The organism is Enterobacter sp. Ag1 (genome assembly GCA_000277545.1).
In the GTDB taxonomy this organism is placed as follows: domain Bacteria; phylum Pseudomonadota; class Gammaproteobacteria; order Enterobacterales; family Enterobacteriaceae; genus Cedecea.
This window is the reverse complement of the sequence record AKXM01000040.1, coordinates 225,817-251,166: the sequence shown is the minus strand read 5'-3', so window position 1 is coordinate 251,166 and position 25,350 is coordinate 225,817. Positions and strand designations below refer to the sequence as shown.

Genomic DNA, 25,350 nt, shown 5'->3' with positions numbered 1-25,350 from the left:
GCACGATAAACCTCCTCACTCAGTTTACCGTACCAGTTATAACCTGTTACCCATGTGCCCGGTTTAAAGTGTTACCTATGTGCCAGTTCATACAGCGTAATGCCCCCTGACACGTTCACCGTGCTCTGAGCCTAGAGGGAAAACAAATCTACAGGTGAACGGAAAAACGACAGGGCAAAAGATCTCTCCCTGAAGATTTAGAAAGAAAAATATAGTCACCGCCCTGGACAGCGGAATTTAAAGAAACATTGCCGCCGTTCCAGGGACGGGTATCCACAACTTAAAAACTATAATCCAGCGCCATAAAGTAGCGGCGACCGTCTTCGTTATAGCTGTAGATATCACGATTCAGATCTTTGTCGCCAAGGTTCAGAACCCCTGCCCGCACCTTCACGTTCTTGGTCGCTTTCCAGGCTCCGCCGGTGTTCCACACGATGTAGCCGCCGGGCGTTTTATCCGTTGCAGAAACCGCACGCTGCTTGCCGGTGTAGTTCGCCGACACATAGAACGACCAGTCTTCCAGCGGCGCCCAGTCAACGGTGCCGTTTGCGGTGTGGAACGACTGCTGCTGCAGCGGCTTATTGCCGCCGTTGCTCAGGTCGCGTCCGTCGTTATAGGTGTAGTTCAGCGACAGCTTCCACTGGTCGTTAAACGGTATTTTCAGCTCGGTTTCTACGCCGCGGATGCGAGCTTTGTTCACGTTGTAATAGCGGAAGATCGGGTTACCGCTCTTATCAAAGCCCACAAAGTTTGAGTAAGACGGTGCCACGCTACGGTTCGCGGTACGCTGAATATCAATCATATCCTCAACGTTGTTCTGGAAAGCGGTCACGCTGCCGCTCACGCCGTCCAGAATGCCTTCGTCCCCGGCGTAATACAGCCCCAGCTCAAAGCTTTCGCTGGTTTCCGGCTTCAGGTCAGGGCTGCCGACAATCTGGCAGGCACCACGGCAGGATTTACTGGTCCAGTCCGGGCTAAGCTGCAGCAGAGACGGCGCTTTGAAGGCCGTGGCCCAGCCACCTTTGACGGTGACGGTATCCGTCGCGTTATAAACCAGATAGGCCCGCGGGCTCCAGTGGTCACCGTAGGTTTCATGGTCATCCATACGAATGCCGGTGGTCAGCGCCAGCGGCTCAAAGATGCGCCATTCGTCTTCAATAAACAGGGCGTACTGGCTGGCCGAGGTTTGCGAGCTATTACCGCCGGTAATATTCACCGGATCGCTCAGCTTGTCATGCCGCCACTCCCCGCCGAAGGTCAGGAACTGGTTGATGTCGCTGAGCGGCAGCACCAGCTTGCCGTCCAGGCTGTTGTTGCGTGAAGTGATTGCCCCGCTGTTGCCTGGATTCAGGTTATCGATTTTGTCGCCATAGAAACGCAGTTCGGTATTGCCGAAGCCCCAGCGGCCGTTATGCCCGAGGGAGTAATCCTGACGTTCGATGCGATTCTTATCCAGCGAGTCAGATTCCCTGTCATGACGGTCAAAGCCGTAGCCCACGGTGACATCCTGATTTTCAGCCGGCGTCCAGGCAAACTCGGTGCTGGCATTGCGGGAAGTGAAGCCTTCAATCTGCGGCGTCAGGCCGCTGGCGTTGGTCGTTGACGCCTGTTGGCCGTCCTTCTGGCGCTTGCCCAGGCTGCCATAGACTTTTACGCCCAGCACGTCGTCAATTAGCGGGCCGCTGGTGAAAAAGTTGCCGTTATAGGTGTCGCCGCGATCGCGGTGTTCTTGCACCGTGGAATCTACGGTGAAGGTGCCGTGCCAGGCTTTACCAACTTTACGGGTGATGATGTTCACCACGCCGCCGAGGGCGTCGGAACCATACAGGGAGGACATCGGCCCGCGCACCACTTCGATGCGCTCGATGGCATCCGCCGGGATCCAGTTCAGATCGAAGTCGTTATGGCGGAATACCGCATTACGGGAGTTGACTCGTTTACCGTCCACCAGAATCAGGGTGTAGCTGCTGTCCAGGCCTCGCAGACTGACGCCCCGGCGGTTATCCCCTTCGTTGGTCAGCTGGACGCCAGGCACGTTCTGCAGCACATCCTTCAGATTGTTAACCGGTTTTTTTTGCAGTTCGTCCCGGGTGATGACGCTGATACTGGCGGGCGCATCTTTGAGGTTTTGCTCGGTGGCAGACGCGGTGACAACGAGGGTTTCTTCGCGATCGTCGGCGATGACGGGAAAAGCCAGACCAAGTACAGACGCACAAAGTCCTCCCCGGACAATGGGATTCAACCTTAACATTTCTTTCTCTCCATGAGGTGAATTACAAACGAAACAACCGTTTAGCGCTCACATTGCACTATGCGCCAGCGGCTACATTGGCCGCCGGCTGCATACTGTGTTCCTTAGTATTTCTGAAATGCGTTGTTATACGGTGGGCGTTTCCACCAGGCCATCGATCAGCACCTGGGCAACACCCTGTGAGCAGCGTTCAATGCGCCCCTTCACGCCGTAAACCTGGGCCAGACTGCGCGGAGTAATCACTTCCTCCGGCTCGCCGCTGGCAACCAGTTTGCCGTCGCGCAGCATGAGAACGTGCTCGCTATGGCGTAAAGCAATATTGATGTCGTGCACCACCACAACGGTGACGATATTACGCTCGCGGGTTTCGCGGGCGACCAGATCCATGACGTGGAACTGGTAATTTAAATCCAGCGCGCTCAGCGGTTCGTCGAGCAGCAGCAGGGACGGACGGCGAATCAAAGACTGCGCCAGGCCCACCAGCTGTTTTTGCCCGCCGGAAAGCTGGTCGAGGTAGCTCAGCGCCAGGTGCGAGATCCCCAGCTGTTTCAGCAATTGCATGACCTGCGCTTCGCTTTCAGCGCTATGGCGGCCACCGGACGCGCGCTGGGCCACGATAATGGACTCCAGCACGTGGAGATGGACGCCCTGCGGCAGCGACTGCGGCAGATAAACCACTTTTTCGGCGCGTTTGGCGAACGGCAAAGCCATTAAGTCTTCACCATCAAGATACAGCTGCCCTTCCGCGCGATTCAGCCCCGCCAGCGAACGCAGCAGCGTCGATTTCCCGCAGCCGTTCGGCCCCAGCAGCACGGTGATTTTGCCCCGCGGCAGCGTTGGCACGCTCAGGTTTTCGATGATTTGACGCTTCGGGTAACCGGCGTTGAATGCATCAATCTTTAAGCCCTGCATCACACGTTCCCCTTATGGCGCAGAATAATACTCAGGAAGAACGGCACGCCCACCAGCGAGGTGACAATCCCCACCGGAATAATGACGCCAGGGATAATGTTTTTAGAGGCAACCGACGCCAGCGACAGCACCAGAGCACCGACCAGCACGCTGCCCGGGAGATAGAAACGATGATCTTCGCCAAACAGCATACGGGCGATGTGCGGTGCCACCAGGCCGATAAAACCAATGGGGCCGACAAACGCCACGGACAGCGCGGACAAAATACTGATGCGCAGCAACGTGCCTAAACGCAGACGCTTTACGTCGATGCCAAAACTGACAGCACGATCTTCGCCTAAGCGCAGCGCGGTCAGCTTCCAGGAACTCAGCATAGAAATCGGCATGATGATGGCGAAGGCCAGCAGCAGCACGCCGAGCTTGTCCCAGGAGGCTCGCGCCAGGCTGCCCATCGTCCAGAACACCAGCCCCTGCAGCGTGTCTTCGCTGGCGATAAACTGCAGCATCGACACCAGGGCGTTAAAGGTGAACACCAGCGCGATACCAAACAGCACCACGCCGGAACTTGCCACGCGGGTCCAGCGGGTAATGGCGTCCAGCATCAGCGCGGCAAACAGTGCAAAGACGAAGGCGTTGGCGGAGATAAACCACTGATCGGGCACCCCAGGAATACCGATGCCGAGGATAATCGCCAACGCGGCACCAAAGGCCGCGGCGGAGGAAACGCCGAGGGTAAACGGGCTGGCTAGCGGGTTATTGAGGATGGTTTGCATCTCCGCCCCCGCCAGGCCCAGCGCCATACCGACCAGCAGCGCCATCAGCGCATAAGGCAGACGAATGTCCCACACGATCACCCGCGTACCGGCGTTAGCGCTGGCCGGGTCAATCAGAGTCTGCCACAGCGTATCCAGCGGCAGCCCGGACGGACCAAGGGTAAAGTCCAGCAGCAGCGAGGCGAAAATCGCAATAACCAGCGCCCCCATCAGCAAATAGCGGTGACGTAGCACCTGCTGGTATCGCCCCATGATGGTGGCAGGCTGCGCCTCGTTTGGCATTGGATCGGTGGTGGCACTCATTAAGTCTTACCTTCGTTACTTCTTAAGATCGGTCCAGTACGTTCCCGTTGGCTCGACCGCCAGGAACTGTTTATAAAGTTGCTGCATTGTCTGTTCCGGGTTCACCTCAGCAAACTGCTGTGGATGGAACCAGGTTGCCATCGCCTGAATCGCGAGGATGTTGTACGGCGAATTGTAGAAATTGTGCCATACGCCATAGGCGCGCCCTTCTTTGACCGCGGTTAACTGGTCAATGCCTTTACGCTCCAGCACGCTCTTGAGGCTGGCCTGCGCTTCGGCTTGAGTAGCCTGAGCGCCAAGCACTACGCCCGGAGAGGTTGAGCCAGGTGCTTTACCGCCGCTGGCGATATAAACCTGCGGATCAGCGGCAAGCACTTTTTCCAGGTTTACGGTGCCCAGCGCGCCCGGCAGCAGATTTTTGGCAATGTTCGTGCCGCCCGCCAGGTCGATGAAGTCGCCCATGTTACCCTTGCCCGCCGAACCACAGCACTCTTCCATGGCCGCCGCACGCAGTTCTATGAACACGGATGGCTTGTCTTTTTCCGCCATCTTGCCGGTGACGTCGGTAATTTTTTTCAGGTTTGCTTCATAAAAGGCGATGTAATCATCGGCCTGTTTCTCGCGATGCAACACTTTGCCCAGCACGCGCATGCTCGGCAAGGTATTTTTCAGCGGCGAGGTACGAAAATCAACGAAGACCACCGGGACGCCCGCTTTTTCAAGCTGAGAGACCAGCTCGCTGTGGCGGCCAGGGCCGTGACCAGACAGGCCAAAAATCGCCACATCTGGGTGTAAAGTCAGCACTTTTTCCGGGCTGACGCTGTCGGCGGTGGTACTGCCAATCAGCGGAATGTCATCAATTTTCGGGAATTTCGCTTTATATTCCGCGTAAGTCTGCGTATCTAACTTACGGAAATCGCCCTGCCAGCCGACGATACGGTCAATCGGTTTTTGCCCTTCCAGCAGCGCCAGAGCATAAAACAGCCGCCCTTCCCCCAGCAAAATGCGGTCAACCTTCTGCGGGATGGTCACTTCACGCCCCACGATATCGGTCACCGTCGCGGCCAGTGCGGCAGGCAAACCAGCGGCGGTTAATGCCAGGGCAAGACAAATATTCTTGAATTTAATCATACGCTTCACGCTAACACTCCTTCGTTCCTTAAAGAATGGCGTTAACGATAAAGCAAATGATAATGGTTATCAATTTAATTGTTCTCTACTATAACCTGGAGGAATTATTGCTGGCGAGAGCGAAATAAAAAAGGGCGTGATGATCACGCCCTCTAAAGAGTAACTTATTGTTGCTAAGGCTTATTTCTCACGAAATTTCGGGAATTCCATTTCGCTGTAGCGCACAAAGCGGCTGCCCTTCGTTATCTTGTAGCCAAACCAGATAGCCAGGAACAGCGGGATGCCGATATAGGTCGCCGCCACGCCGCCCCAGTCAATGGTATCCGACAGGAACGCTTCGTAGTTCTGGCCCAGCGTGATGATCAAGCACAGCACGAACGCGAAGATCGGCCCAATCGGGAAGAAGCCCGAGCGGTACGGCAGGTCGTTAATGTCGTTGCCCTGCAGCACGTAGCCGCGACGGAAGCGATAGTGGCTGATGGCAATCCCGAGCCAGGCGATAAAGCCGGTCATCCCCGAGGTATTCAGCAGCCAGAGGTAAACGGTCTGGTTGCCAAACATAGACGTCAGGAAACACAGCGCGGCAATAACGGTGGTCGCATACAGCGCGTTACGCGGCACGCCACCTTTGGACAGCTTCGAGAAAATACGCGGCGCTTTGCCGTCGCAGGCCAGGGTGTAAAGCATGCGCGTGGAAGCGTACATCCCGGAGTTACCCGCAGACAGCACCGCCGTCAGGATAACGGCGTTCATCACCGCCGCCGCAGACAGCAGGCCCGCGTGCTGGAACACCAGAGTGAACGGACTGACGCTGATGTCTTTCACGTCATTGCGCAGCAGGCTTGGATCGGTATAAGGAATGATCAGGCTGACAATCAGAATCGCGAACACGTAGAACAGCAGGATACGCCAGAACACCTGGCGCACGGCGCGAGGAATGTTTTTCTCCGGGTCAGCGGATTCACCGGCTGCAATCCCGATAAGCTCGGTGCCCTGGAAAGAGAAGCCGACGATCATCGCCACGCCGATCATTGCGGCAAAGCCCCCGGCAAACGGCGCGTCGCCGGTTGTCCAGTTGCTCCAGCCTACCGGCTGCGCCCCTTTGAAAATACCCACGATCATCATCACACCCACAATGATGAAGATGATGACGGTGGTCACTTTTATCAGCGAGAACCAGTATTCCGCTTCGCCAAAGCCCTTCACGGAGATCCAGTTCAGCAGGAACATAATGCCCAGGAACAACGCGCTCCAGATCCAGCCAGGGGTGTCGGGGAACCAGTAATTCATCACCAGCTGTGCGGCCACGAGGTCAACGGCGATGGTCACCGCCCAGTTGTACCAATAGTTCCAGCCGAGCGCGAAGCCGAAGCCGTCTTCGACATATTTCTGGCCGTAGGTCGCGAAAGAACCGGACACCGGCATAAACGCCGCCAGCTCGCCGAGGCTGGTCATCAGGAAGTACACCATCAGGCCAATCAGCATATAAGAGAGCAGCGCCCCGCCCGGTCCTGCCTGAGAAATTGTTGCCCCAGAGGCAACGAAAAGCCCCGTGCCGATGGATCCGCCGATGGCGATCATCGTCAGGTGGCGCGCCTTTAATTCGCGGCGTAAGCCAGGCGCTTCTGTCGTTTTATCTTGTGAAACCATAGGAAATTGTTGCCTATCCAAAAAATGAGGCAAGATTGTAACAAAACGTCTTTGTTCAGATAGCAGAAATCCCGGGTTATAAGAGAGCTTCATGATCGCCCGGCGATTATTAGCGAGGCACTTATCAGGCCGATAAGTTGAGGGGAATTAAAAAACCGCCGGCGCGCTCAGTTGCCCGGCGGTCAAAGATTAACCCAGCCCGCGCACGGACGAAATAAACTGCTGCAGTTCCTGAGTCCGGGGATTGGCGAAGAACGACTTGCTTTCCCCCTGCTCCCACACTTTGCCCTGGTGCATAAACACCACGCGGTCGCCGACTTCCCGGGCAAAGTTCATTTCGTGAGTGACCAGAATCAGCGTCATGCCTTCTGCCGCCAGCTGCTCCAGTACTTTCAGCACTTCGCCCACCAGTTCCGGGTCAAGCGCCGAGGTGATTTCATCGCACAGCAAGACTTTTGGGTTCATTGCCAGCGCGCGGGCAATGGCCACGCGCTGCTGCTGGCCGCCGGACAGGTTAGCCGGGTAGTAATCCACCCGCTCGCCCAGGCCGACTTTATTGAGCATCTCCAGCCCCAACTCGCGGCATTCGGCGGCGCTTTTATTCAGCGCCCGGCGCGGCGCCAGCATCACGTTTTCCAGCGCGGTCATGTGCGGGAATAGGTTAAAGTTCTGAAACACCATACCCACGGAACGGCTGATTTCACGCGCCTGCGACTCGCGGTCGGTAATGGTCATGCCGCCCAGCTTGATGCTGCCGTCCTGGTAGCCTTCCAGCCCGTTCATACAGCGCAGCAGCGTACTTTTGCCGGAGCCGCTGCGGCCGATGATCGACACCACTTCGCCCATGTCGATATCCAGGCTAACGCCCTTCAGCACGTGATTGTCGCCATAATATTTCTGTACATCATTAATGGTGATGAGCGGCATTAAATTTTTTCTCCAGGTAGCGGCTGTAGCGCGACAGCGGATAGCAAAGTAAGAAATAGCCGAGCGCCACCAGGGCAAAGACTTTAAACGGCTCAAACGTGACGTTGTTCAGCATGGTGCCGGCTTTGGTTAGTTCGACAAAACCGATGATCGAGGCCAGGGCCGTGCCCTTAATGACCTGCACCGAAAACCCAACCGTGGGTGCCACGGCGATACGCATCGCCTGCGGGGCAATGACCCGGCACAGCGTCTGCCCGAAGCTCAAACCGAGGCAGCGGCAGGCTTCCCACTGGCCTTTAGGCAAAGCACGAATGCTGCCGTACCAGATATCCAGCAAAAACGCGCTGGTAAACAGCGTCAGAGCAAGCGTGGCCGCCGTCCAGGGGCTGACATCAATGCCAAACAGCGCAATGCCGAAGAAAGCGAGGAACAACTGCATCAGCAGCGGCGTGCCCTGAAACAGCGCGACGTAGGCGCTGATGAAGCGTTTGGGCCATTTCCAGCGGCTCATGCGCAGCAGCAATAAAGGCAGTGTCACCAGAGTGCCGCAGAAAAAAGCAATCAGCGACAGCAGCACCGTCCAGCGGGCCGCCAGCAGCAGGTTGCGCACGATATCCCAGTCGGTAAACGCCATCATCCGACATCACTCCCCAACCATTTCCGCCCTGCCGCCAGCAGCAGTTGACGCATAATTAACGACAGCACCAGGTACATTAAGGTCGTCACCAGATAGACCTCGAAGCTGAGGAAGGTACGCGACTGAATGAGGCTGGCCGCAAAGGTCAGATCTTCACAGGACACCTGGGACACCACGGAAGAGCCCAGCATCACGATGATGCACTGGCTGACCAGCGACGGATAAATACGCTTCAGCGACGGCGGCAGCACCACTCGTAAAAAGGTCTGGCTACGGCTTAACCCCAGCACGCGAGCCGCTTCCCACTGCCCTTTCGGCGTCACCTGAATACCCGCGCGAATAATCTCGGTGCTGTAAGCCCCGAGGTTAATCAACATCGCGATAAGCGCCGCTTCCCCGGCGTTGAGCTTTAACCCCAGCGCAGGGAGCCCAAACACAATAAAGAACAGCTGCACAACGAACGGCGTGTTGCGAATCAGTTCCACGTAGCCGCCCCACGCCAGGCTTAACAGCCCCGGCTTTCCGCTGCGAATGGCCGCCCCGGTAATGCCGATAGCCACGCCACCGACCGTCGCCATAAAAGTGAGCCCCAGCGTCACCCACAGGCCGGACAATAACTCCGGCCAGTAAGGCAGCAGACCGGCAAAATCAAGTTGCGTGGTCATCCCCGGCACCTCAAGCGCCGAGGTTGGCAGGCAGCGGCGCCTGCATCCATTTCTGCGACAAGGTGTTCAGGGTATTGTCCTTCAGCGCCTCACCAATCAGCTCGTCCATCTTCGCTTTCAGCGCAGGTTCATTCTTTTTCAGCCCGATGTAGCAAGGGGAATCCTTGAGCATAAATTTGCTGACCGGCGCTTTGGCTGGGCTCTGGCGGGCAATCGCCGCCACAACGAGGTTACCGGTGGCGATGTACTGCACCTGGCCTGAAAGATAGGCGGATATGGTAGTGTTATTGTCTTCGTAGCGCTTCACGTCGGCGTCTTTCGGCGCGAGGTCGGTTAATACCATGTCCTCTACTGCGCCACGGGTCACGCCAATGGTTTTCCCACTAAGCGCTTTAGCTTCTGTCACTGCGCCATCTTTCGGCCCGAACACGCCAAGGAAGAACGGGGCGTAAGCGCGGCTAAAATCGATGACTTTTTCACGTTCAGCGTTCTTGCCGAGGCTGGAAATGACCAGGTCAACTTTGTCCGTCTGCAGATATGGCACGCGGTTCGCGCTGGTGACCGGCACCAGCTGTAGCTTGACCTTCAGACCTTTCGCCAGGTAGGCCGCCATATCAATGTCGTAGCCCTGAGGTTTCAGGTCAGCGTTCACTGAACCAAAAGGCGGGAAATCCTGCGGAACCGCTACGCGCAGCACGCCGCGTTTTTCGATATCCTGCAGCTGATCGGCCATTACCGCCCCGGCCTGAGCCAGCAGCACCGTTGCGCCAACTAAAGAGAACAACCATTTTTTCATCGTCATGTGCAGCCTCGTCGCCTGATTGAAACAAAAGATTCTTTGAATTCAATTCTGCAACTAATGTGCCAACGACGATGAATCGCGAAGATCGCTGCTACATTGCGGTGAAAAAGAAGTTAACGGGCGTGAGGTTGCCTCGCAGCCACACCCCAATCAGGTGCAGCTGCAAGATTTTGGTGCATTATGCTTCGCAGTAGCGCAGAAAACGCAGCAGCGCGTTAGAGATATGCTTCTGGCGATGGTGGATCCGGTACAGCGTCCGCACCAGACGAGGGAGGGGAATAGCCACTTCAACCAATGAGCCGCTCTCCAGCTGCTCGGCAATCACCCGGCGAGACAGGCAGCTGATGCCCAGCCCGTGGCGCACCGCATGTTTGATCGCCTCGGAATTGCCCAGCTCCATACCCAACTGAAACTCTGGCAGATGCGAAAGCAGTAAATAGTCGACGATTTCGCGGGTGCCTGAACCGCGCTCACGCAGGATCCACGGCTGCTTTGCCAGGCTTTCCAGCGTTACCGCCTGGTGCACCAGCGGGTTGCCCGGCGAAGCAAAGACCACCAGCTCATCGTCGAGCCACGGCTCGGTCACCAGCTCCGCCATATGACAAGGCCCTTCAATCAGGCCAATATCTACGCGAAAATCCGCCACCGCGTTGATCACGTCCTGGCTGTTGCCGACGCTAAGCTCCAGCGGCAGCTTCGGGAAGTCGCGCCGGTAGCGGGCAATCATCTCCGGCAGAATATAGTTGCCAATGGTGCTGCTGGCATACACGCGGATCGCGCCGTTATCTTCCCGAAACAGCTGTTCTATTTCACCGGCCTGCTCCAGCAGCCCGACAACTCGCGGGTAGAGCAGCCTGCCGTGTTCATTTACCACGAGGCGCTTCCCCACTCGGTCAAAGAGCTGAACCCCAAGCTGACCTTCAAGATCGGCAAGCGCGGCGCTGACCGCCGACTGAGAGAGGGACAGCATCTGGGAAGCTTGCGTGGTCGAACCGCTTTTAAGCACTTCAGCAAAGACTTCCAGCTGCCGCAGCGTGATATGCATGAGAGAGATTTCCTGTGGTGGCAGCCGTCGCTTACCACTTATAAAGATTAATTATAAATATATAATCAATTTTATTTTTATGCCAGCCAGGCGTAGCCTTTTCCCTAAGACAGAGGAGAAGGTTATGACAGTACTCACCGTACAAGCTCGCCGCCACACGCTGTGGCATTTTTTACCGGGGCTGGCGCTTTCCGCCGCCATTACCGGCCTGGCGTTATGGCTTGGCAACATTCCTGCGGTGGCCGGCGTCGGCCTTAGCGCCCTGACGCTCGCCATCCTGTGCGGCATGATAATCGGCAACACCGTGTATCCCAAAATCTGGCAGCAGTGCGACGGCGGCGTGCTGTTCGCCAAGCAGCACCTTCTGCGCCTCGGCATTATTCTGTATGGCTTCCGCCTGACGTTTTCGCAGATTGCCGACGTTGGCGTCAGCGGTCTGGTGATTGACGCCCTGACGCTGTGCAGCACCTTCGCCCTCGCCTGCTGGCTCGGCCAGAAAGTGTTTGGTCTGGACAGACAAACCAGCTGGCTGATTGGTGCGGGCAGCAGTATTTGCGGCGCGGCGGCTGTACTTGCCACCGAACCGGTGGTGAAAGCCGAAGCCAGTAAAGTCACCGTGGCCGTAGCCACCGTGGTTATCTTCGGGACGCTGGCTATCTTTATCTACCCGATGATTTACCCGTTCGTCAGCCACTGGTTTACGCCGGAAGCCTTTGGGATTTACACCGGGTCAACGATGCATGAAGTTGCCCAGGTTGTTGCCGCAGGGCACGCCATTAGCCCGGAAACGGAAAATGCGGCGGTGATTGCCAAAATGCTCCGCGTGATGATGCTCGCCCCGTTCCTGATTTTCCTGGCCGCCCGCGTTAAATCTCTGGCACCGGCTGGCTCGGCGCAAACCGGTAAAATCACCATCCCGTGGTTTGCAATACTCTTTATCGTGGTGGCGATCTTCAACTCCTTCCACTTCCTGCCACAGGCGCTGGTGAATGTGCTGGTCACGCTGGATACCTTCCTGCTGGCAGTGGCGATGGCGGCTCTGGGCCTGACGACCCACGTTAGTGCCCTGAAAAAAGCCGGGGTTCGCCCGCTGCTTATGGCGCTGGTGCTGTTCATCTGGCTGATTGTCGGCGGCGCGGCCATTAACCTGGCAATTCATCACCTGTTAGCATAATTCAATACGGAAAAAAGCCTCCTGACCCGCTATCATGACGGACTACCGATAGCGGGTTTTGCCCGTCAAGAAACAGGAGAAGACAGATGAAGTTTATTGGAGCGCACGTTAGCGCCTCGGGTGGCCTGGAAAACGCCGCCATTCGCGCCCACGAACTGGAAGCCACCGCTTTTGCCCTGTTCACCAAGAATCAACGCCAGTGGCGCGCCGCGCCGCTGACCAGCGAAGTTATCGACAACTTTAAGAGCGCCTGCGAAAAATACCATTATGGCCCAGGCCAAATCCTCCCCCACGACAGCTACCTGATAAACCTCGGCCACCCGGTTGAAGATGCGCTGGAAAAATCCCGCGAGGCGTTTATCGACGAAATGGTGCGCTGCCAGCAGCTGGGGCTGACGCTATTGAATTTCCATCCGGGCAGCCACCTGAAGCAGATCCCGGAAGAGGAATGCCTGAAGCGCATTGCAGAGTCGATTAACATTGCGCTGGAGAAGTCCGAAGGCGTGACCGCAGTCATCGAAAACACCGCTGGCCAGGGCAGTAACCTTGGTTTCCGCTTTGAGCATCTCGCGGCGATTATTGACGGCGTGGAAGATAAATCCCGCGTTGGCGTCTGCATCGATACCTGCCACGCCTTTGCCGCCGGGTACGATCTGCGCACAGAAGCTGACTGCGACAAAACCTTTAGTGAGTTCGAACGTATCGTCGGGTTCAAATACCTGCGCGGGATGCACCTCAACGATGCCAAAAGCGAGTTTGGCAGCCGCGTTGACCGCCACAACAGCCTCGGCCTCGGGAATATCGGCCACACGCCGTTTAGCTGGATCATGCGTGACGCCCGTTTTGATGGTATTCCGTTAATTCTGGAAACTACCAACCCGGATATCTGGGCCGAAGAGATTGCCTGGCTTAAAGCACAACAGCACGAGGAAGCGACGGCATAACGCTGTCGCTGGATGCGTCAGGGTCATTGCTGGTAGCTGCACTCAGTGCGCTGCCAGCTCATAATAAAATGCAGGATTGCTTTGAATGGTAGCCAGTACCTTGGCCGCTAATCCGGTGGGATTGCGACGTTTTGACTCCCAACTTTTGATCGTGTCAACGCTGGTGCCTAAGGCCTGAGCCATTTCACTTTGCGAAACCTTCAGCTGTTCCCTTATCGCCCGAACATCCGCCACGTCATAACGCACGACCTTCGCGGGTAATTTTCCCCCGTTTTTAATTTCCACCGCCTCTTCAAGCGAGGTTTTAAGGTCATTAAAGAAGCTCATTTTCTACGTTACCTTTTAGTAATTTAGTCAGCCTCCTGAGTTCAGCTTTTTCTGCTGCCGTCAGGTTGTCTTTTACGTGCTTCGGCCACGCCATGATCAGCCAAATCATCTCTGCCGTTGCAAAAAAATAGATTACCCGAGCGCCCCCGCTTTTACCCCGAACGCCGGTTGCCATTCTGATTTTCCGTAACCCTCCGGTGCCCTGAATCAGATCACCTTTCTCCGGGGAGCCAATTAAAACCTTTTGCAACGCGCTAAGTTCATCATCTGTCGCAAACTGTTTAATCTGCCGGGTAAATAACGTCGTCTCAATAAAAGTTATAGCGTGCGTCATTGCGCCCTCATCCTTAAGGGTACTACGTACACCAATGGGTACATAGTACACTCTCATTGTGTGCCAGGCCAAAATATTTATTTTTATTCACTCAGAAACAAGCTTGAAAAAGCAGGTGTGTGAAAAGTGAGAATAAATGGGGTGCAACGACCTGGCAGGTTTTCAGTCAGGCTCGAGACATGCCTCAGGAACTGACTTAGCGGCCTTTAAGGATTGTTCGGAGAGCAACATTGATCATAGATTGATCATAGAAAGAAAAACGCCCCGCATTAGCGAGGCGTTTTTTAGCTGTGCGGAAGATTAAGCGACCTTCGCCGCCAGCTCCGTTTCAGGACGTTTGAGGAAGGCGTAGGACAGGCCCGCCACCAGCGTACCGGCGACAATCGCCAGCAGGTAACCCAGCACCGGAGTAATCGCGCCAGGGATCAGCAGGACAAACAGGCCGCCGTGCGGGGCCATCAGTTTCGCGCCAACAGCCATGGACAGCGCCCCCGTCAGCGCCCCGCCGATGATGCAGCAAGGCAGCACGCGCATCGGGTCACGGGCGGCAAACGGAATCGCCCCTTCGGTAATAAAGCACAGCCCGAGCACCAGCGCCGCTTTGCCCCCTTCCTGCTGCGCCTTATCAAACTTACGGCGAGCCACCAGCGTAGCCAGGCCCAGCGCCAGCGGTGGCACCATGCCCGCGGCCATGATCGCCGCCATTGGTGCGTAGGTCTGGGTACTGAGCAAGCCGACGCCAAAAGCGTAAGCCGCTTTGTTCACCGGGCCGCCCATATCGGTACACATCATGCCACCCAGAATCGCGCCCAGCAGAACCGCGTTCGCGGTGCCCATGGTTTGCAGCCAGTGGGTCAGGTCCGCCAGGATTTTAGCCACCGGGGTGCCAATCAGGTAGATCATTGCCAGGCCAACAACCAGGCTTGAGAACAGCGGAATGATCAGGATCGGCTTCAGTGCTTCCATGCTTGGTGGCAGCTTCAGCTTCGAGCTAATCAGCTTCGCGATATAACCCGCCAGGAAACCGGCGATGATGCCGCCGATAAAGCCCGAACCGGTGCTAACGGCCAGCATGCCGCCGATAAGACCCGGCGTCAGGCCAGGACGGTCCGCAATCGAGAAGGCAATATACCCCGCCAGAACCGGGACCATCAGCGCAAACGCAGAGCCACCACCAATTTGCATCAGCGCCGCGGCAAGCGTACCAGGTTCCTTAAAGGCAGTGATACCGAAGGCAAAGGAGAGCGCAATACACAGGCCGCCCGCAACCACCATCGGCAGCATGTAAGACACCCCCGTCAGCAGATGGCGATACGCCCCGGCGCTTTCTTTTTTGCCGGATTCCTGAGCCGCGCTGGCTTTACCTGCGGCTTCGTAAGGTTTGGCCTCGACCAGCGCCTTATCCAGCTCCTGAGCCGTTTTCTTCAGCGCCAGGCCAGTAGACGTGCGGTACATCGGCTTCCCGGCAAATTTAGCCAGATCCACTTCAATATCCGCCGCCACAATCACCAGATCCGCCTCGGCCACTTCTTCAGGGGTAATCGCGTTCCCTGCGCCAACGGAACCACGGGTTTCAACCTTCACCCACCAGCCGCGTTTTTTCGCTTCGGTTTCGATGGCTTCCGCCGCCATAAACGTGTGCGCCACGCCGGTCGGGCAGGCCGTTACGGCGACGATACGCTTCGGCCCTTTTGCTGGGGCGGTTGCAACAGCTGTCGGCGCGGCGTACGTATGAGCCTTACCTTTCGCTTCGTTCAGGAACAATTCCGGGTGCTGCACCGCGCGATCGATATCGCCCAGGAACACCTTTTTGCCGTTCAGTGAAGTATCAGCGGGAATGGCGTTGCCAACGACAATCGCCAGTTCGGCATCGTTCGGGTTATCAATAATGTCGAGGTGCGCTTTTGGCGCTGCGGCACCGAGCAGCGTCTTCGCGAGATACGCGCGCGCCTGCCCAAGTCCCGGTTCAATAATTAACAGCGTTTTCATTGCCTGTCTCCTGCTGTCAGTGGAAAGGTTTCAGGTCGACACGAGCCATCATGGCGGCCAGCTGTGTACGATCGGTAATGCCTACGTTGCTCTGGCTGACGGCCAGGGCCGCAACGGCGGTAGCAAGGCGCAGCGTGTGTTCGCTGGACTCGCGCATCAGCAGGCCATAAATCAGGCCGCCAACCATGGAATCTCCTGCGCCAACGGTACTAACAACTTCACAGGTGGGTGGTTTGGCAATCCATTCCCCTGAAGCGTTAACCCACAGCGCGCCTTCCGCGCCTAGAGAAATCACCACATGCGCAATCCCCTGCTCACGGAGCGCATGCGCCGCCTCAATCACATCCTTCAATTCAGGCAGCTTGCGACCGGCCCAAATTTCCAGCTCGCGACGGTTCGGTTTGACCAGCCACGGTGCCGCCTTCAAACCGGCAACCAGCGCTTCGCGGCTGCTGTCGAAAATGATGCACGGACACTGGCTGCGCAAACGGGTCATCCAGTCCGTGAACGCTTCCGGGGAAACGCCCGCAGGCAGGCTGCCGCTGACGCAAACCATGTCGAACTGGCCCAGCCAGCTCAGGGAGTCCGCCACAAAGCGTTCCCAGTCCGCGCCGGTGACTTCAAACCCGGAAAAGTTCAGGTCGGTGACTTCCCCGTCTTTTTCGGTCAACTTAACGTTGATGCGGGTACGGCCCTGTACGACCTGGAAGCGGTTGGCGATTCCCAACTCGCTAAACAGCTGCTGGAAGCCGTCCTGGTTGTCTTTGCCGAGGAATCCGCCTACGGTCACGTCGATGCCGAGATCTTTCAGTACTTTAGCGACGTTGATGCCCTTGCCAGCCGCATGCAGACCGGTGGTGCGCACCAGGTTTACTTCTCCACGCTCGATTTCCGGGCAAAAGCCCACCAGGTCATAGGCCGGGTTCAGGGTGATCGTTGCTACACGTCTGGTCATTACGCGCCCTCCCCCAGTCCTTCAGAGATGGCTTCGCCAATCGCTTTCAGCGCCTGTTCAGCATCTTCACCCTGCGCGGTAAAGCGCAGTCGGTGGCCTTTTTTCACACCCAGAGCAACAACTTTCATCAGGCTACGTCCATTTGCCGGTTTCCCGGTTCCATCAAGGTTTGTCACGGTAATTTCGCTATTGAATTGTTTTATGGTGTTGACCAGCGCCGTACCCGGCCGGGCGTGCAGGCCGTGTTCATTACGCACGGTAAACTCGGCGCTCAGCGCTTCTTCTGCCGGGGCATCATCGCTGGTCAGCAGCGTCAGCAACGCCGGCGCATCTGCGGTTAAAAGCTTGTCGGCACGGTTGCCAATCAGCATGTCGCTCAGGCGGTTCAGCACCTGCAAGGGCTGGTCGTCGGCCACAGCGACGGTCATCAGGAGAGAAACCGGGTTTCCATCCGCTTCAAAACTGGCCGCCGGACGGCTGACAGCAACCGCGCTGGCCAGGTTGCCTGCCGCGCTGTCGTTCAGCCAGATACCCTGACCGAGATACAGTGGATTACCGGCAATCACGTTGCTGACGAAAGCGGCATCAACCGCACCCGCCTGCTTCAGGCGGCCCGCGTTCAGCGCCTGCAGCGTCATCAAATCGCTGGCCTCGACGTTCAGCGCCAGCAGGCTGTTGTCCAGCAGCAGCGCGCTGCTTTGCTTTTCGCCCATCAGCAGCGCCCGGAGTTCTTCCGCGCTGGTGGCGGATTTCAGCTGTGCAGCAACTTCGTCGTCACTCAGCACATGCGTCAACTGGCGCAGCAGGCCGAGGTGTTCGTCGGAACTGGCCGCAATACCGATCGCCACGTAAGCGGTCTGCCCTTCGCCCCACTCCACGCCCTGCGGGAACTGAAAAACCTGAACGCCGGTTTTCAGCACCAGATCGCGCGTGTCGGTGGTGCCGTGCGGGATAGCAATCCCGTTGCCTAAATAAGTGGTGGTTTGCTGCTCACGCGCCAGCATACCGTTGACGTAGCCTTCACCGACGTTGCCTGCCTGCACAAGGGCGGCGGCAACCTGGCGGATAGCGTCTTCTTTGCTCCCGGCAGCTTTGCCCGGGTGAATATCCTGCACAGATAACTGGAACATAGATCGCCTCTCTCGCTGAATTGAAACGATTCAGCTAGCTTGAGAAAAAATGCGCCATCTCGAGCTGCGGGATGCAAAAAGATGACGCTGAAACGTTTCAAGGAGTGTTGCGCTAATGCTGCATGACACGCAACATTTCTCGCATTTCTGTTTGCGAAATTTAGAGCTTCAGCACATTTTCAGTTTAGCAGGCCGGGTGTTCAGCACACTGGCAACAGTTTACAACCCGGCATCAGCAAATTTCAGCTTTGGCAACGTATCGCCAAAGCGGCCTTCGCTTGCTGGATAATTTGTGCGAGTTCCCGCGCAGGACTTAAGGGTAAATCTGTCTATTTAGGGGTAACGAGGGTACACTCCGCGCATTCTTTTTCCTGCCGTCCAAAAGTATGCAAAACGCTCCCGTTACCGCCGCCCGTAAGCCTCTGGACTTCACCTCAACCGCGTTTCTGATTGTGGCTTTTTTGACCGGCATCGCCGGGGCACTACAAACCCCAACGCTAAGCCTGTTTTTAACCGATGAAGTCCACGTTCGCCCTGCGCTGGTCGGCTTTTTCTTCACCGGCAGCGCGGTGATTGGCATTCTGGTGAGCCAGTTTTTAGCCGGGCGTTCCGACCGCAAAGGCGACCGGAAAACGCTGATTTTTGCCTGCTGCCTGCTCGGTGCGCTGGGCTGCATTCTGTTCGCCTGGAACCGTAACTACTTTATTTTGCTGTTCGTCGGGGTGTTTCTAAGCAGCTTCGGCTCCACCGCCAACCCGCAGATGTTTGCGCTTGCCCGCGAGCATGCCGACAGCACCGGGCGTGAAGCGGTGATGTTCAGCTCTATCCTCCGCGCACAGGTGTCTCTTGCCTGGGTGATTGGGCCGCCAATTGCCTACGCGCTGGCGATGGGGTTTGGCTTCAAGGTGATGTACCTGAGTGCGGCGTTTGCCTTTGTGATTTGCGGCGCGATGGTGTGGCTCTTTTTGCCGTCCATGCGCAAAGAACCGGTGGCAAAAGCAGAAGCCCGGCTCGAGTCACCGCGTCGCAACCGCCGCGACGCCCTGCTCCTGTTCGCCGCCTGTACCATGATGTGGGGCTGTAACAGCCTCTATATCATCAATATGCCGCTTTACATCATCAATGAGTTACACCTCCCGGAGAAGCTCGCCGGGATCATGATGGGTACCGCAGCCGGGTTGGAAATCCCGACCATGCTGATTGCGGGCTACTACGCCAAACGCTTCGGTAAGCGCTTCCTGATGCGCTTTGCCGTTGCCGCCGGGTTGCTTTTCTATGTCGGAATGATAACGCTGACCAATGAATATATGCTGCTGGGGCTGCAGCTGCTAAACGCTATCTTTATCGGGATTCTGGCCGGGATCGGCATGATCTATTTTCAGGATCTTATGCCTGGCCAGGCAGGGGCCGCCACCACGCTGTATACCAACACCACGCGCGTAGGGTGGATCATTGCCGGTTCGCTCGCCGGCGTGGTGGCCGAGATCTGGAACTATCACAGCGTCTTTTTCATCGCACTGGGGATGATAGCCGTCAGTATTTATTGCATGGCCCAAATCAAAGATATTTAAGGTGCCGTCGCGGCTTCAAGGTGGATCAGGTAGGCCATTGCCTGCTGGCGTGAGGTACCGCACATCTCTCTGGCAGGCTGGAGGCCGCCGCAGACTTTAGGCCGCAAAGGCGATCCAAACAGCTTGCAGCGCAGGCGTTCGTCCAGCTGAATACAGGGCGTGTTGGCGGGCTTCCCCTCCGGCATACCGGGGATAGGCGTTGATATAGAAGGCGCAGTACAGCAAGCGCCGCAGTCAGGACGACAATCCATTTACGTTTCCACCGGCGTCAAAAGGTGCGTGACAATAGCAGACCCACTGCCTGCGTCAATCTAACAATTCATTTAACATCATTCCTTCTTTCAGGATACACTTGCGCCACAACGACTACGGATCGGTAACGTTTTGTCACGGCGCAATCACTTTCACCGAACAGCCTGCTGGCTGGCGCTGCTTGCCGTTGCCATGCTGTTTATTGCACCGGTAATTTCAAAATCGCTGATGCACCATTCAGCCTGCGAACACAGCAGCATGATGATGACAATGGACATGTCTGACATGGACCATCACATGCCTGTGCCCGAACCGTGCCCTCAGGCGTCAATGCCGCACAATATGCTGATGTCCGGCCCGGGCATGTCGCCGGGAGAAGAGATCGCCTGCGGCTATTGCCAGCTGCTGATCCACCTGCCTTTTATTGAATTCTGCCTCACCGTTTTACTGCTGTTATTGTTGATTTGCGTGCGCCGGACGCCGGTGGTCGCACTCTGCTGCGCGGCGATTTCTCGCCCCTGGTCACCTCACCCGGCCCGCGCCCCGCCCTCTGCTGCCTGTTACTTCGCTTAAAACACCAATAATTAACCGCGTAATGCCGCAGGCGACGCTGAAGCGTTGTCTCGAGCTGTTCTTTTTATAAAGAGCGGCAACGTTACGCCTGAAGGACAGTAAGGCAATGATGAAAACACATTTAAAGCCGCTGGTATCCTGGATACTGCTGGCTATCACTCCTCCCGCAGCCATCGCGGCGGGTTCGCATGACACGATGACTATGCCGGACGATGCCGTGATGATCGTCACCTCTCCGGCATCATCACCGCTGGAAGTTGTGACGTCCCCTAAAACGCCGCGTCAGCCTGTGCCAGCCAGCGACGGATCTGACTACCTGAAAACCATCCCCGGTTTCTCGCAAATCCGCAACGGCGGCACCAACGGCGACCCGGTTTTTCGCGGCATGTTCGGTTCTCGCCTGCGTATCCTGACCAATAATGGTGAAATGCCGGGGGCCTGTCCGGCCAGAATGGATGCCCCAAGTTCATATATTTCACCGGAGAGCTTTGATCTGCTGACGCTGATTAAAGGGCCGGAAAGCGTGCTATGGGGGCCGGGTAACTCCGCGGGAACCGTCCGCTTCGACAGGGAACCGCCGCGCTTTGATAAAGCTGGCATCCAGGGCACGGCCAGCTTGCTTACTGCCTCTAATCAGCGCTGGGACAGCAATGCAGACGTCAGTCTGGGGAGTGAGGACGGCTATTTACGCCTGATCGGCAATAAGTCCCATTCCGGCGATTATGAAGACGGAAACGGCAACCGGGTGGCTTCAAAGTGGGATAAATGGAACGCCGACGTTGCGCTGGGCTGGACGCCCAACAAAGATACATTGCTGGAGCTAACGGCGGGTAAAGGCAACGGTGAAGCCCGCTACGCGGGCCGCAGTATGGACGGCTCCCAGTTCAGGCGCGACAGCCTCGGGGCGCGCTTTGAAATGTCGAACATCGGCGAGGTGTTCAACAAGTTTGAAAGCAGCGTCTACTACAACTACGCCAATCATATTATGGACAACTATTCCCTCCGCTCGCCGGGGACAATGTCCAGCGGCATGTCCGGCGGGCATATGGCCTCCTCGATGGGCATGGATATGGGTAGTTCGATGGACATGGGTTCATCCATGAGCATGAATATGCCAATGGCGATGCAGCTCGATCGCCGCACGGTTGGCGGGCGCATGATGGGCACGTGGCTGTGGTCTGACTACGAACTGCGCAGCGGTATCGACGGGCAGCAAAGCACCCATCGCAGCAAACAGGACGCCGGCTGGAAGCAGGATGCCCGTTTCCAGGACGCCGGTATCTTTAGCGAACTGACCTGGAATGCCACCGACAGCAGCAAAGTTATCGGCGGCGCGCGCCTCGATCGAACTCGCGTCAATAATGATACGGACGCAGGTGCCAGCGTGCGGAGCAAAACGCTACCGGCAGGTTTTGTGCGCTACGAACAAACGCTGAGCGATATCCCCGTCATGCTGTACGCTGGCGTGGGCTACACCGAGCGCTTCCCGGATTACTGGGAGCTGTTTTCCCCCACCTACGGGCCGGACGGCACTAAAAATGTCTTCGATAAGCTGAAAACAGAAAAAACGACGCAGTTGGATATTGGCGCCCAGTACAGCGGGGAGCGCTTCAACAGCTGGGTTTCCGCCTACCTTGGCCGGGTGAATGATTTTATTCTCTTCCGCTATGACCCTAATAACGCCCGCGTCAGTCAGGCAGATAACGTGGACGCCACCATTATGGGAGGCGAAATGGGCATGAGCTACGCGCTGACCGAAGCCTGGAAGACGGACGCAAGCCTGGCGTATGCCTGGGGGCAAAACACCAGTGACCATCAGCCGCTGCCGCAAATAGCCCCGCTGGAAACGCGCCTGGGCCTGACGTGGGAGCGAGGAGACTGGAGCAGCACCGGCCTGCTGCGGCTGGTCAGCGGCCAGCATCGCGTGGCGCTGAATGAGGGTAACGTGGTCGGGAAAGACTTCGATAAAAGCAGCAGCTTTGCGATTTTTTCCGCCAACGCGGCTTACCGTCTAAGCAAAGCCATCAAGCTCAGCGCAGGGATCGATAATCTGTTGAACAAAACCTACAGCGAACACCTGAACCTGGCGGGCAACAGCAGCTTTGGCTATTCGTCCAATACCCCGGTCAATGAACCAGGCCGGACGGTCTGGGGCAAAGTGAACGTCACGTTTTAATAACCTGGCCCCGGTTGTCGGGGCCATTACGCTTAATCATTTCCCAGCCAGGAGGCTGATATGCTTGCAAAACTTCGTACGCCAGAAGGTAAAAAGTTCCTCATCGCGGTTGCCATCGTTTTCACTATTGTCGTGTCACTTATTTCGAAGGTGACCTTTGAAGGCGTGGAAGAGCAGTACAACTGGCCAATGGAACAGTGGACGCTGGACATGTTTATCATGCAGGGCGCGTGGGTCACTATCTACACGATCATGTTCACTATTCTATGTTCGCTGCCGTTTGCTTTCTATTTCTTAGCGCCTAAGGATGGCCGCGGCTAAGGCGCTTTAAGCCACCGACGTGTCGGCAAAGCAGGATGTTGCCGGCACGTTTGCCTTAAGCCCCTTACTTTTGTGCTTCTTTATTAAATCCACTTGCCTGAAACGCGCCTCACGAGTACTTTGACGCAATATTTTCGCATCTCAATTTTTGACAGGAAACACCGATGGCAAGAGCTAACGAAATCAAAAAAGGCATGGTACTCAATTACAACGGCAAGCTACTGATTGTTAAAGACATTGATATCCAGGCTCCCAGCGCACGCGGCGCAGCAACCCTGTACAAGATGCGTTTCTCCGATGTTCGCACCGGGCAGAAAGTGGAAGAGCGCTTCAAAGGTGATGATATCGTTGACACCATCACCCTGACCCGCCGCTTCGTTGACTTCTCCTATATCGACGGCAACGAATATGTGTTCATGGATAAAGAAGATTACACGCCGTACATCTTCACCAAAGACCAGATCGAAGAAGAGCTGCAGTTCATTCCCGAAGGCGGTATGCCGGACATGCAGGTTCTGACCTGGGACGGCCAGCTGCTGGCGCTGGAGCTGCCGCAGACCGTGGATCTGGAAATCATCGAAACGGCTCCGGGCATCAAAGGCGCTTCCGCCAGCTCCCGTACCAAACCAGCAACGCTGTCCACCGGCCTGGTGATTCAGGTGCCGGAATACATGGTTGCCGGGGAAAAAATCCGCATTCATATCGCAGAAAAACGCTCTATGGGCCGCGCAGACTAATAATAAATGACGCTCCTTCGGGAGCGTTTTTTTGTTCTCACAACCAAAGTTATTATACCAATTGCATCATCCTGCTTTATTATCAGACCTGCATCACACAAAAGTGATTAACTAAACAGACCAATTTTATTTCCTGTCATACAGCTTTACACTGCATAGATTCCCACCTCCCTACACAGGATGCGACTCTATGGATACCCTTGCCACTGCTTCACTTCCGGATACCGTTCAACGGCCAAACTACGACCGCCGCGCGCTGAAAACCCGTATCGTGCATTTTGGGTTTGGCGCTTTCCACCGTGCGCATCAGGCCCTGCTCACCGATCGGGTGCTCAACAAACTGGGCGGCGACTGGGGGATCTGTGAGATCAGCCTGTTTAACGGCGATAAGCTGATGCACGATCTCAGGCAACAGGACCATCTTTTCACGGTGCTGGAAAAAGGGGCGGCGGGAAACCAGGCGCGAGTCATCGGTGCCGTGAAAGAATGCCTGAATGCGAAGCTGGATGGCATGGAAGCCATCATAGAGAAGTTTTGTGAACCGCGGGTCGCCATTGTCTCCCTGACCGTGACCGAAAAAGGCTACTGCATCGATCCCGCCAGCGGAAAACTTGATCCCACCAATGAGCGGATTATTCACGATCTGACGTCGCCGGAGTCTCCGCATTCCGTACCAGGAATACTTGTGGAGGCGCTAAGCCGTCGCCGTGAGCGTGGGCTTAGCCCGTTTACGGTCTTATCCTGCGATAACATTCCTGATAACGGGCACCTGGTTCGCCAGGCCGTTCTGGGTATGGCCGCGAGTCGAAGCGCCGGGCTGACAGAATGGATTGCCAAAGAAGTCACCTTCCCCAGCACCATGGTCGACCGCATTGTTCCGGCGGCCACGGAGGAATCGCTGCAGGAAATTGCGGAAATACTGGGCGTACAAGACCCCTGCGCCATTGCCGCCGAGCCGTTTATTCAGTGGGTCGTCGAAGATAATTTCGTCGCCGGACGCCCGGAATGGGAAGCCGTCGGGGTGGAAATGGTTGACGATGTGGTGCCCTACGAGCAGATGAAGCTGCGGATGCTCAACGGCAGCCACTCATTTATGGCTTATCTCGGCTACCTCGCCGGTTACCCGCATATTAATGATTGTATGGCTGACGAACATTTTGCCCGTGCAGCAAAGCACCTGATGCTGCAGGAGCAGGCGGTGACGCTGAACATTCGGGGCATCGACCTGAATCAGTACGCCGCCAGCCTGCTCGAGCGGTTCGCAAATCCGGCGCTGAAGCACCGAACCTGGCAAATCGCCATGGACGGCAGTCAGAAGCTTCCTCAGCGCTGGCTGGAAAGCGTGCGCTGGCATCTGGCAAACGGGAGCAGTTGGCCATGCCTGGCGCTCGGGATCGCAGGCTGGATGCGCTACGTTAGCGGCCTCGACGAACAGGGCCATGCGATTGACGTTCGCGATCCGCTCCAGGGCAAAATCCAGATGCTGGTGAGCGACAGCGGCGAAAACGAACGCGTCAGCGCCCTCCTCAGCCTGAACGAAATTTTTGGTGATGACCTGCCCAAAAACGAAAAATTTGTCGAAAACGTGCGGCAAGCCTGGCAGCAACTCATCCGCCTGGGCGCACGCGGCGCGGTCGAAAACTTGCGCTTAAGTTAACAATCAATGCGCTTAACGTGGTCTTACCGTGCGGTAAGCCGCGTTAAGGCTTCTCTTTTCTCCGGGTTGTCGTCAGGATAGTCAGCGTAAATAATGAATAATCACTGATAGATT

At 56.5% G+C, this 25,350-nt stretch carries 25 protein-coding genes; 8 read left to right on the top strand and 17 right to left on the bottom strand.

Annotation, left to right across the window (positions count from 1 at the left end):
• Positions 1–280: 280 nt before the first annotated feature.
• The 10 genes from cirA to yieE form a co-directional block, all read right to left on the bottom strand.
• Positions 281–2,251: a catecholate siderophore receptor CirA gene (gene cirA / locus A936_RS16960; protein WP_008459951.1), complete on the bottom strand. Its 1,971-nt coding sequence runs from the start codon at positions 2,249–2,251 to the stop codon at positions 281–283.
• Between the two features lie 126 nt (positions 2,252–2,377).
• Complete coding sequence (locus A936_RS16955) at positions 2,378–3,166, bottom strand: ABC transporter ATP-binding protein (RefSeq protein ID WP_085938913.1); 789 nt, start codon at positions 3,164–3,166, stop codon at positions 2,378–2,380.
• On the bottom strand, positions 3,163–4,239 hold the full coding sequence (locus A936_RS16950) for a FecCD family ABC transporter permease (RefSeq protein WP_008459946.1): 1,077 nt from the start codon (positions 4,237–4,239) through the stop codon (positions 3,163–3,165). The genes A936_RS16955 and A936_RS16950 overlap by 4 nt, the downstream gene beginning before the upstream one ends.
• 15 nt (positions 4,240–4,254) lie before the next feature.
• Complete coding sequence (locus A936_RS16945) at positions 4,255–5,370, bottom strand: ABC transporter substrate-binding protein (protein ID WP_034809653.1); 1,116 nt, start codon at positions 5,368–5,370, stop codon at positions 4,255–4,257.
• A gap of 180 nt (positions 5,371–5,550) precedes the next feature.
• On the bottom strand, positions 5,551–7,020 hold the full coding sequence (locus A936_RS16940) for an amino acid permease (protein ID WP_008459942.1): 1,470 nt from the start codon (positions 7,018–7,020) through the stop codon (positions 5,551–5,553).
• A 189-nt stretch (positions 7,021–7,209) separates the two neighbouring features.
• Positions 7,210–7,947, bottom strand: a complete 738-nt coding sequence (locus A936_RS16935) for an amino acid ABC transporter ATP-binding protein (RefSeq protein ID WP_008459939.1) — start codon at positions 7,945–7,947, stop codon at positions 7,210–7,212.
• Positions 7,928–8,584: an amino acid ABC transporter permease gene (locus A936_RS16930; protein WP_008459936.1), complete on the bottom strand. Its 657-nt coding sequence runs from the start codon at positions 8,582–8,584 to the stop codon at positions 7,928–7,930. Before A936_RS16930 ends, A936_RS16935 begins: the two co-directional genes overlap by 20 nt.
• Positions 8,581–9,249 (bottom strand): amino acid ABC transporter permease, encoded by a 669-nt coding sequence (locus A936_RS16925; RefSeq protein ID WP_008459934.1) that lies wholly within the window; start codon positions 9,247–9,249, stop codon positions 8,581–8,583. The genes A936_RS16930 and A936_RS16925 overlap by 4 nt, the downstream gene beginning before the upstream one ends.
• A 10-nt stretch (positions 9,250–9,259) precedes the next feature.
• Positions 9,260–10,045, bottom strand: coding sequence for a transporter substrate-binding domain-containing protein (locus A936_RS16920; RefSeq protein ID WP_034809650.1), 786 nt, complete (start codon positions 10,043–10,045; stop codon positions 9,260–9,262).
• A 184-nt stretch (positions 10,046–10,229) separates the two neighbouring features.
• Positions 10,230–11,096 (bottom strand): DNA-binding transcriptional regulator YeiE, encoded by an 867-nt coding sequence (gene yieE, locus A936_RS16915; RefSeq protein ID WP_008459931.1) that lies wholly within the window; start codon positions 11,094–11,096, stop codon positions 10,230–10,232.
• 124 nt (positions 11,097–11,220) lie between these two features.
• Between yieE and A936_RS16910 the strand changes: the two genes are divergently transcribed.
• Both A936_RS16910 and nfo read left to right on the top strand, forming a co-directional pair.
• The gene (locus tag A936_RS16910; protein WP_008459930.1) at positions 11,221–12,270 is read left to right on the top strand and encodes a YeiH family protein; all 1,050 of its coding nucleotides are present in this window, start codon (positions 11,221–11,223) and stop codon (positions 12,268–12,270) included.
• An 86-nt stretch (positions 12,271–12,356) separates the two neighbouring features.
• Positions 12,357–13,214: a deoxyribonuclease IV gene (gene nfo, locus A936_RS16905; RefSeq protein ID WP_008459928.1), complete on the top strand. Its 858-nt coding sequence runs from the start codon at positions 12,357–12,359 to the stop codon at positions 13,212–13,214.
• 42 nt (positions 13,215–13,256) lie between these two features.
• Here nfo and nadS read toward each other — a convergent pair whose 3' ends face one another.
• The 5 genes from nadS to fruB form a co-directional block, all read right to left on the bottom strand.
• Entirely contained in the window at positions 13,257–13,541 is a 285-nt protein-coding gene (gene nadS, locus A936_RS16900) for a NadS family protein (RefSeq protein ID WP_008459926.1), read from the bottom strand.
• Entirely contained in the window at positions 13,528–13,875 is a 348-nt protein-coding gene (locus A936_RS16895) for a type II toxin-antitoxin system RelE/ParE family toxin (protein WP_008459925.1), read from the bottom strand. The genes nadS and A936_RS16895 overlap by 14 nt, the downstream gene beginning before the upstream one ends.
• A gap of 300 nt (positions 13,876–14,175) precedes the next feature.
• Positions 14,176–15,864: a PTS fructose transporter subunit IIBC gene (gene fruA, locus A936_RS16890; RefSeq protein WP_008459924.1), complete on the bottom strand. Its 1,689-nt coding sequence runs from the start codon at positions 15,862–15,864 to the stop codon at positions 14,176–14,178.
• Between the two features lie 16 nt (positions 15,865–15,880).
• On the bottom strand, positions 15,881–16,819 hold the full coding sequence (fruK, locus tag A936_RS16885; RefSeq protein ID WP_008459923.1) for a 1-phosphofructokinase: 939 nt from the start codon (positions 16,817–16,819) through the stop codon (positions 15,881–15,883).
• Complete coding sequence (gene fruB, locus A936_RS16880; protein WP_008459922.1) at positions 16,819–17,949, bottom strand: fused PTS fructose transporter subunit IIA/HPr protein; 1,131 nt, start codon at positions 17,947–17,949, stop codon at positions 16,819–16,821. Before fruB ends, fruK begins: the two co-directional genes overlap by 1 nt.
• A 386-nt stretch (positions 17,950–18,335) precedes the next feature.
• On the opposite strand from fruB, the gene setB reads away from it, so the two are divergent.
• On the top strand, positions 18,336–19,520 hold the full coding sequence (gene setB / locus A936_RS16875; RefSeq protein WP_008459921.1) for a sugar efflux transporter SetB: 1,185 nt from the start codon (positions 18,336–18,338) through the stop codon (positions 19,518–19,520).
• Here setB and A936_RS16870 read toward each other — a convergent pair.
• Together A936_RS16870 and A936_RS23925 are read right to left on the bottom strand one after the other, a co-directional pair.
• Positions 19,517–19,771, bottom strand: a complete 255-nt coding sequence (locus A936_RS16870) for a zinc/iron-chelating domain-containing protein (protein WP_008459920.1) — start codon at positions 19,769–19,771, stop codon at positions 19,517–19,519. The genes setB and A936_RS16870 overlap by 4 nt on opposite strands.
• Before the next feature lie 153 nt (positions 19,772–19,924).
• Positions 19,925–20,059, bottom strand: a complete 135-nt coding sequence (locus A936_RS23925; protein WP_286130864.1) for a hypothetical protein — start codon at positions 20,057–20,059, stop codon at positions 19,925–19,927.
• Here A936_RS23925 and A936_RS22950 point away from each other — a divergent pair.
• The 5 genes from A936_RS22950 to A936_RS16845 all read left to right on the top strand — a co-directional run bounded on the left by A936_RS22950 (position 19,998) and on the right by A936_RS16845 (position 25,236).
• Positions 19,998–20,345 carry a DUF2946 domain-containing protein gene (locus tag A936_RS22950; protein WP_237717590.1) on the top strand — a complete coding sequence of 116 codons (348 nt, stop codon included), beginning with the start codon at positions 19,998–20,000 and terminating at the stop codon, positions 20,343–20,345. The genes A936_RS23925 and A936_RS22950 overlap by 62 nt on opposite strands.
• A gap of 109 nt (positions 20,346–20,454) precedes the next feature.
• Complete coding sequence (locus A936_RS16860; RefSeq protein ID WP_085938915.1) at positions 20,455–22,521, top strand: TonB-dependent receptor domain-containing protein; 2,067 nt, start codon at positions 20,455–20,457, stop codon at positions 22,519–22,521.
• A gap of 60 nt (positions 22,522–22,581) precedes the next feature.
• Positions 22,582–22,842 (top strand): DUF2534 family protein, encoded by a 261-nt coding sequence (locus A936_RS16855; protein WP_008459914.1) that lies wholly within the window; start codon positions 22,582–22,584, stop codon positions 22,840–22,842.
• Positions 22,843–23,006: 164 nt separating this feature from the next.
• Positions 23,007–23,579: an elongation factor P-like protein YeiP gene (gene yeiP / locus A936_RS16850; protein WP_008459912.1), complete on the top strand. Its 573-nt coding sequence runs from the start codon at positions 23,007–23,009 to the stop codon at positions 23,577–23,579.
• A gap of 190 nt (positions 23,580–23,769) precedes the next feature.
• Positions 23,770–25,236, top strand: a complete 1,467-nt coding sequence (locus A936_RS16845) for a mannitol dehydrogenase family protein (RefSeq protein WP_008459910.1) — start codon at positions 23,770–23,772, stop codon at positions 25,234–25,236.
• Positions 25,237–25,350: the final 114 nt, after the last annotated feature.

Excerpts from the sequence above, each read along its gene's own strand:
- yieE (WP_008459931.1), bottom strand. The coding sequence starts at position 11,096 with ATGCATATCACGCTGCGGCAGCTGGAAGTCTTTGCTGAAGTGCTTAAA.
- nadS (WP_008459926.1), bottom strand. The coding sequence starts at position 13,541 with ATGAGCTTCTTTAATGACCTTAAAACCTCGCTTGAAGAGGCGGTGGAA.
- fruB (WP_008459922.1), bottom strand. The coding sequence starts at position 17,949 with ATGTTCCAGTTATCTGTGCAGGATATTCACCCGGGCAAAGCTGCCGGG.
- A936_RS16920 (WP_034809650.1), bottom strand. The coding sequence starts at position 10,045 with ATGAAAAAATGGTTGTTCTCTTTAGTTGGCGCAACGGTGCTGCTGGCT.
- A936_RS16945 (WP_034809653.1), bottom strand. The coding sequence starts at position 5,370 with ATGATTAAATTCAAGAATATTTGTCTTGCCCTGGCATTAACCGCCGCT.
- A936_RS16895 (WP_008459925.1), bottom strand. The coding sequence starts at position 13,875 with ATGACGCACGCTATAACTTTTATTGAGACGACGTTATTTACCCGGCAG.
- A936_RS16930 (WP_008459936.1), bottom strand. The coding sequence starts at position 8,584 with ATGATGGCGTTTACCGACTGGGATATCGTGCGCAACCTGCTGCTGGCG.
- A936_RS16855 (WP_008459914.1), top strand. The coding sequence starts at position 22,582 with ATGCTTGCAAAACTTCGTACGCCAGAAGGTAAAAAGTTCCTCATCGCG.
- A936_RS16870 (WP_008459920.1), bottom strand. The coding sequence starts at position 19,771 with ATGGATTGTCGTCCTGACTGCGGCGCTTGCTGTACTGCGCCTTCTATA.
- fruA (WP_008459924.1), bottom strand. The coding sequence starts at position 15,864 with ATGAAAACGCTGTTAATTATTGAACCGGGACTTGGGCAGGCGCGCGCG.
- yeiP (WP_008459912.1), top strand. The coding sequence starts at position 23,007 with ATGGCAAGAGCTAACGAAATCAAAAAAGGCATGGTACTCAATTACAAC.
- A936_RS16940 (WP_008459942.1), bottom strand. The coding sequence starts at position 7,020 with ATGGTTTCACAAGATAAAACGACAGAAGCGCCTGGCTTACGCCGCGAA.
- A936_RS16910 (WP_008459930.1), top strand. The coding sequence starts at position 11,221 with ATGACAGTACTCACCGTACAAGCTCGCCGCCACACGCTGTGGCATTTT.
- A936_RS16860 (WP_085938915.1), top strand. The coding sequence starts at position 20,455 with ATGAAAACACATTTAAAGCCGCTGGTATCCTGGATACTGCTGGCTATC.
- fruK (WP_008459923.1), bottom strand. The coding sequence starts at position 16,819 with ATGACCAGACGTGTAGCAACGATCACCCTGAACCCGGCCTATGACCTG.
- nfo (WP_008459928.1), top strand. The coding sequence starts at position 12,357 with ATGAAGTTTATTGGAGCGCACGTTAGCGCCTCGGGTGGCCTGGAAAAC.
- A936_RS16925 (WP_008459934.1), bottom strand. The coding sequence starts at position 9,249 with ATGACCACGCAACTTGATTTTGCCGGTCTGCTGCCTTACTGGCCGGAG.
- cirA (WP_008459951.1), bottom strand. The coding sequence starts at position 2,251 with ATGTTAAGGTTGAATCCCATTGTCCGGGGAGGACTTTGTGCGTCTGTA.
- A936_RS16935 (WP_008459939.1), bottom strand. The coding sequence starts at position 7,947 with ATGCCGCTCATCACCATTAATGATGTACAGAAATATTATGGCGACAAT.
- A936_RS23925 (WP_286130864.1), bottom strand. The coding sequence starts at position 20,059 with ATGTCAGACATGTCCATTGTCATCATCATGCTGCTGTGTTCGCAGGCT.
- setB (WP_008459921.1), top strand. The coding sequence starts at position 18,336 with ATGCAAAACGCTCCCGTTACCGCCGCCCGTAAGCCTCTGGACTTCACC.
- A936_RS16845 (WP_008459910.1), top strand. The coding sequence starts at position 23,770 with ATGGATACCCTTGCCACTGCTTCACTTCCGGATACCGTTCAACGGCCA.
- A936_RS16950 (WP_008459946.1), bottom strand. The coding sequence starts at position 4,239 with ATGAGTGCCACCACCGATCCAATGCCAAACGAGGCGCAGCCTGCCACC.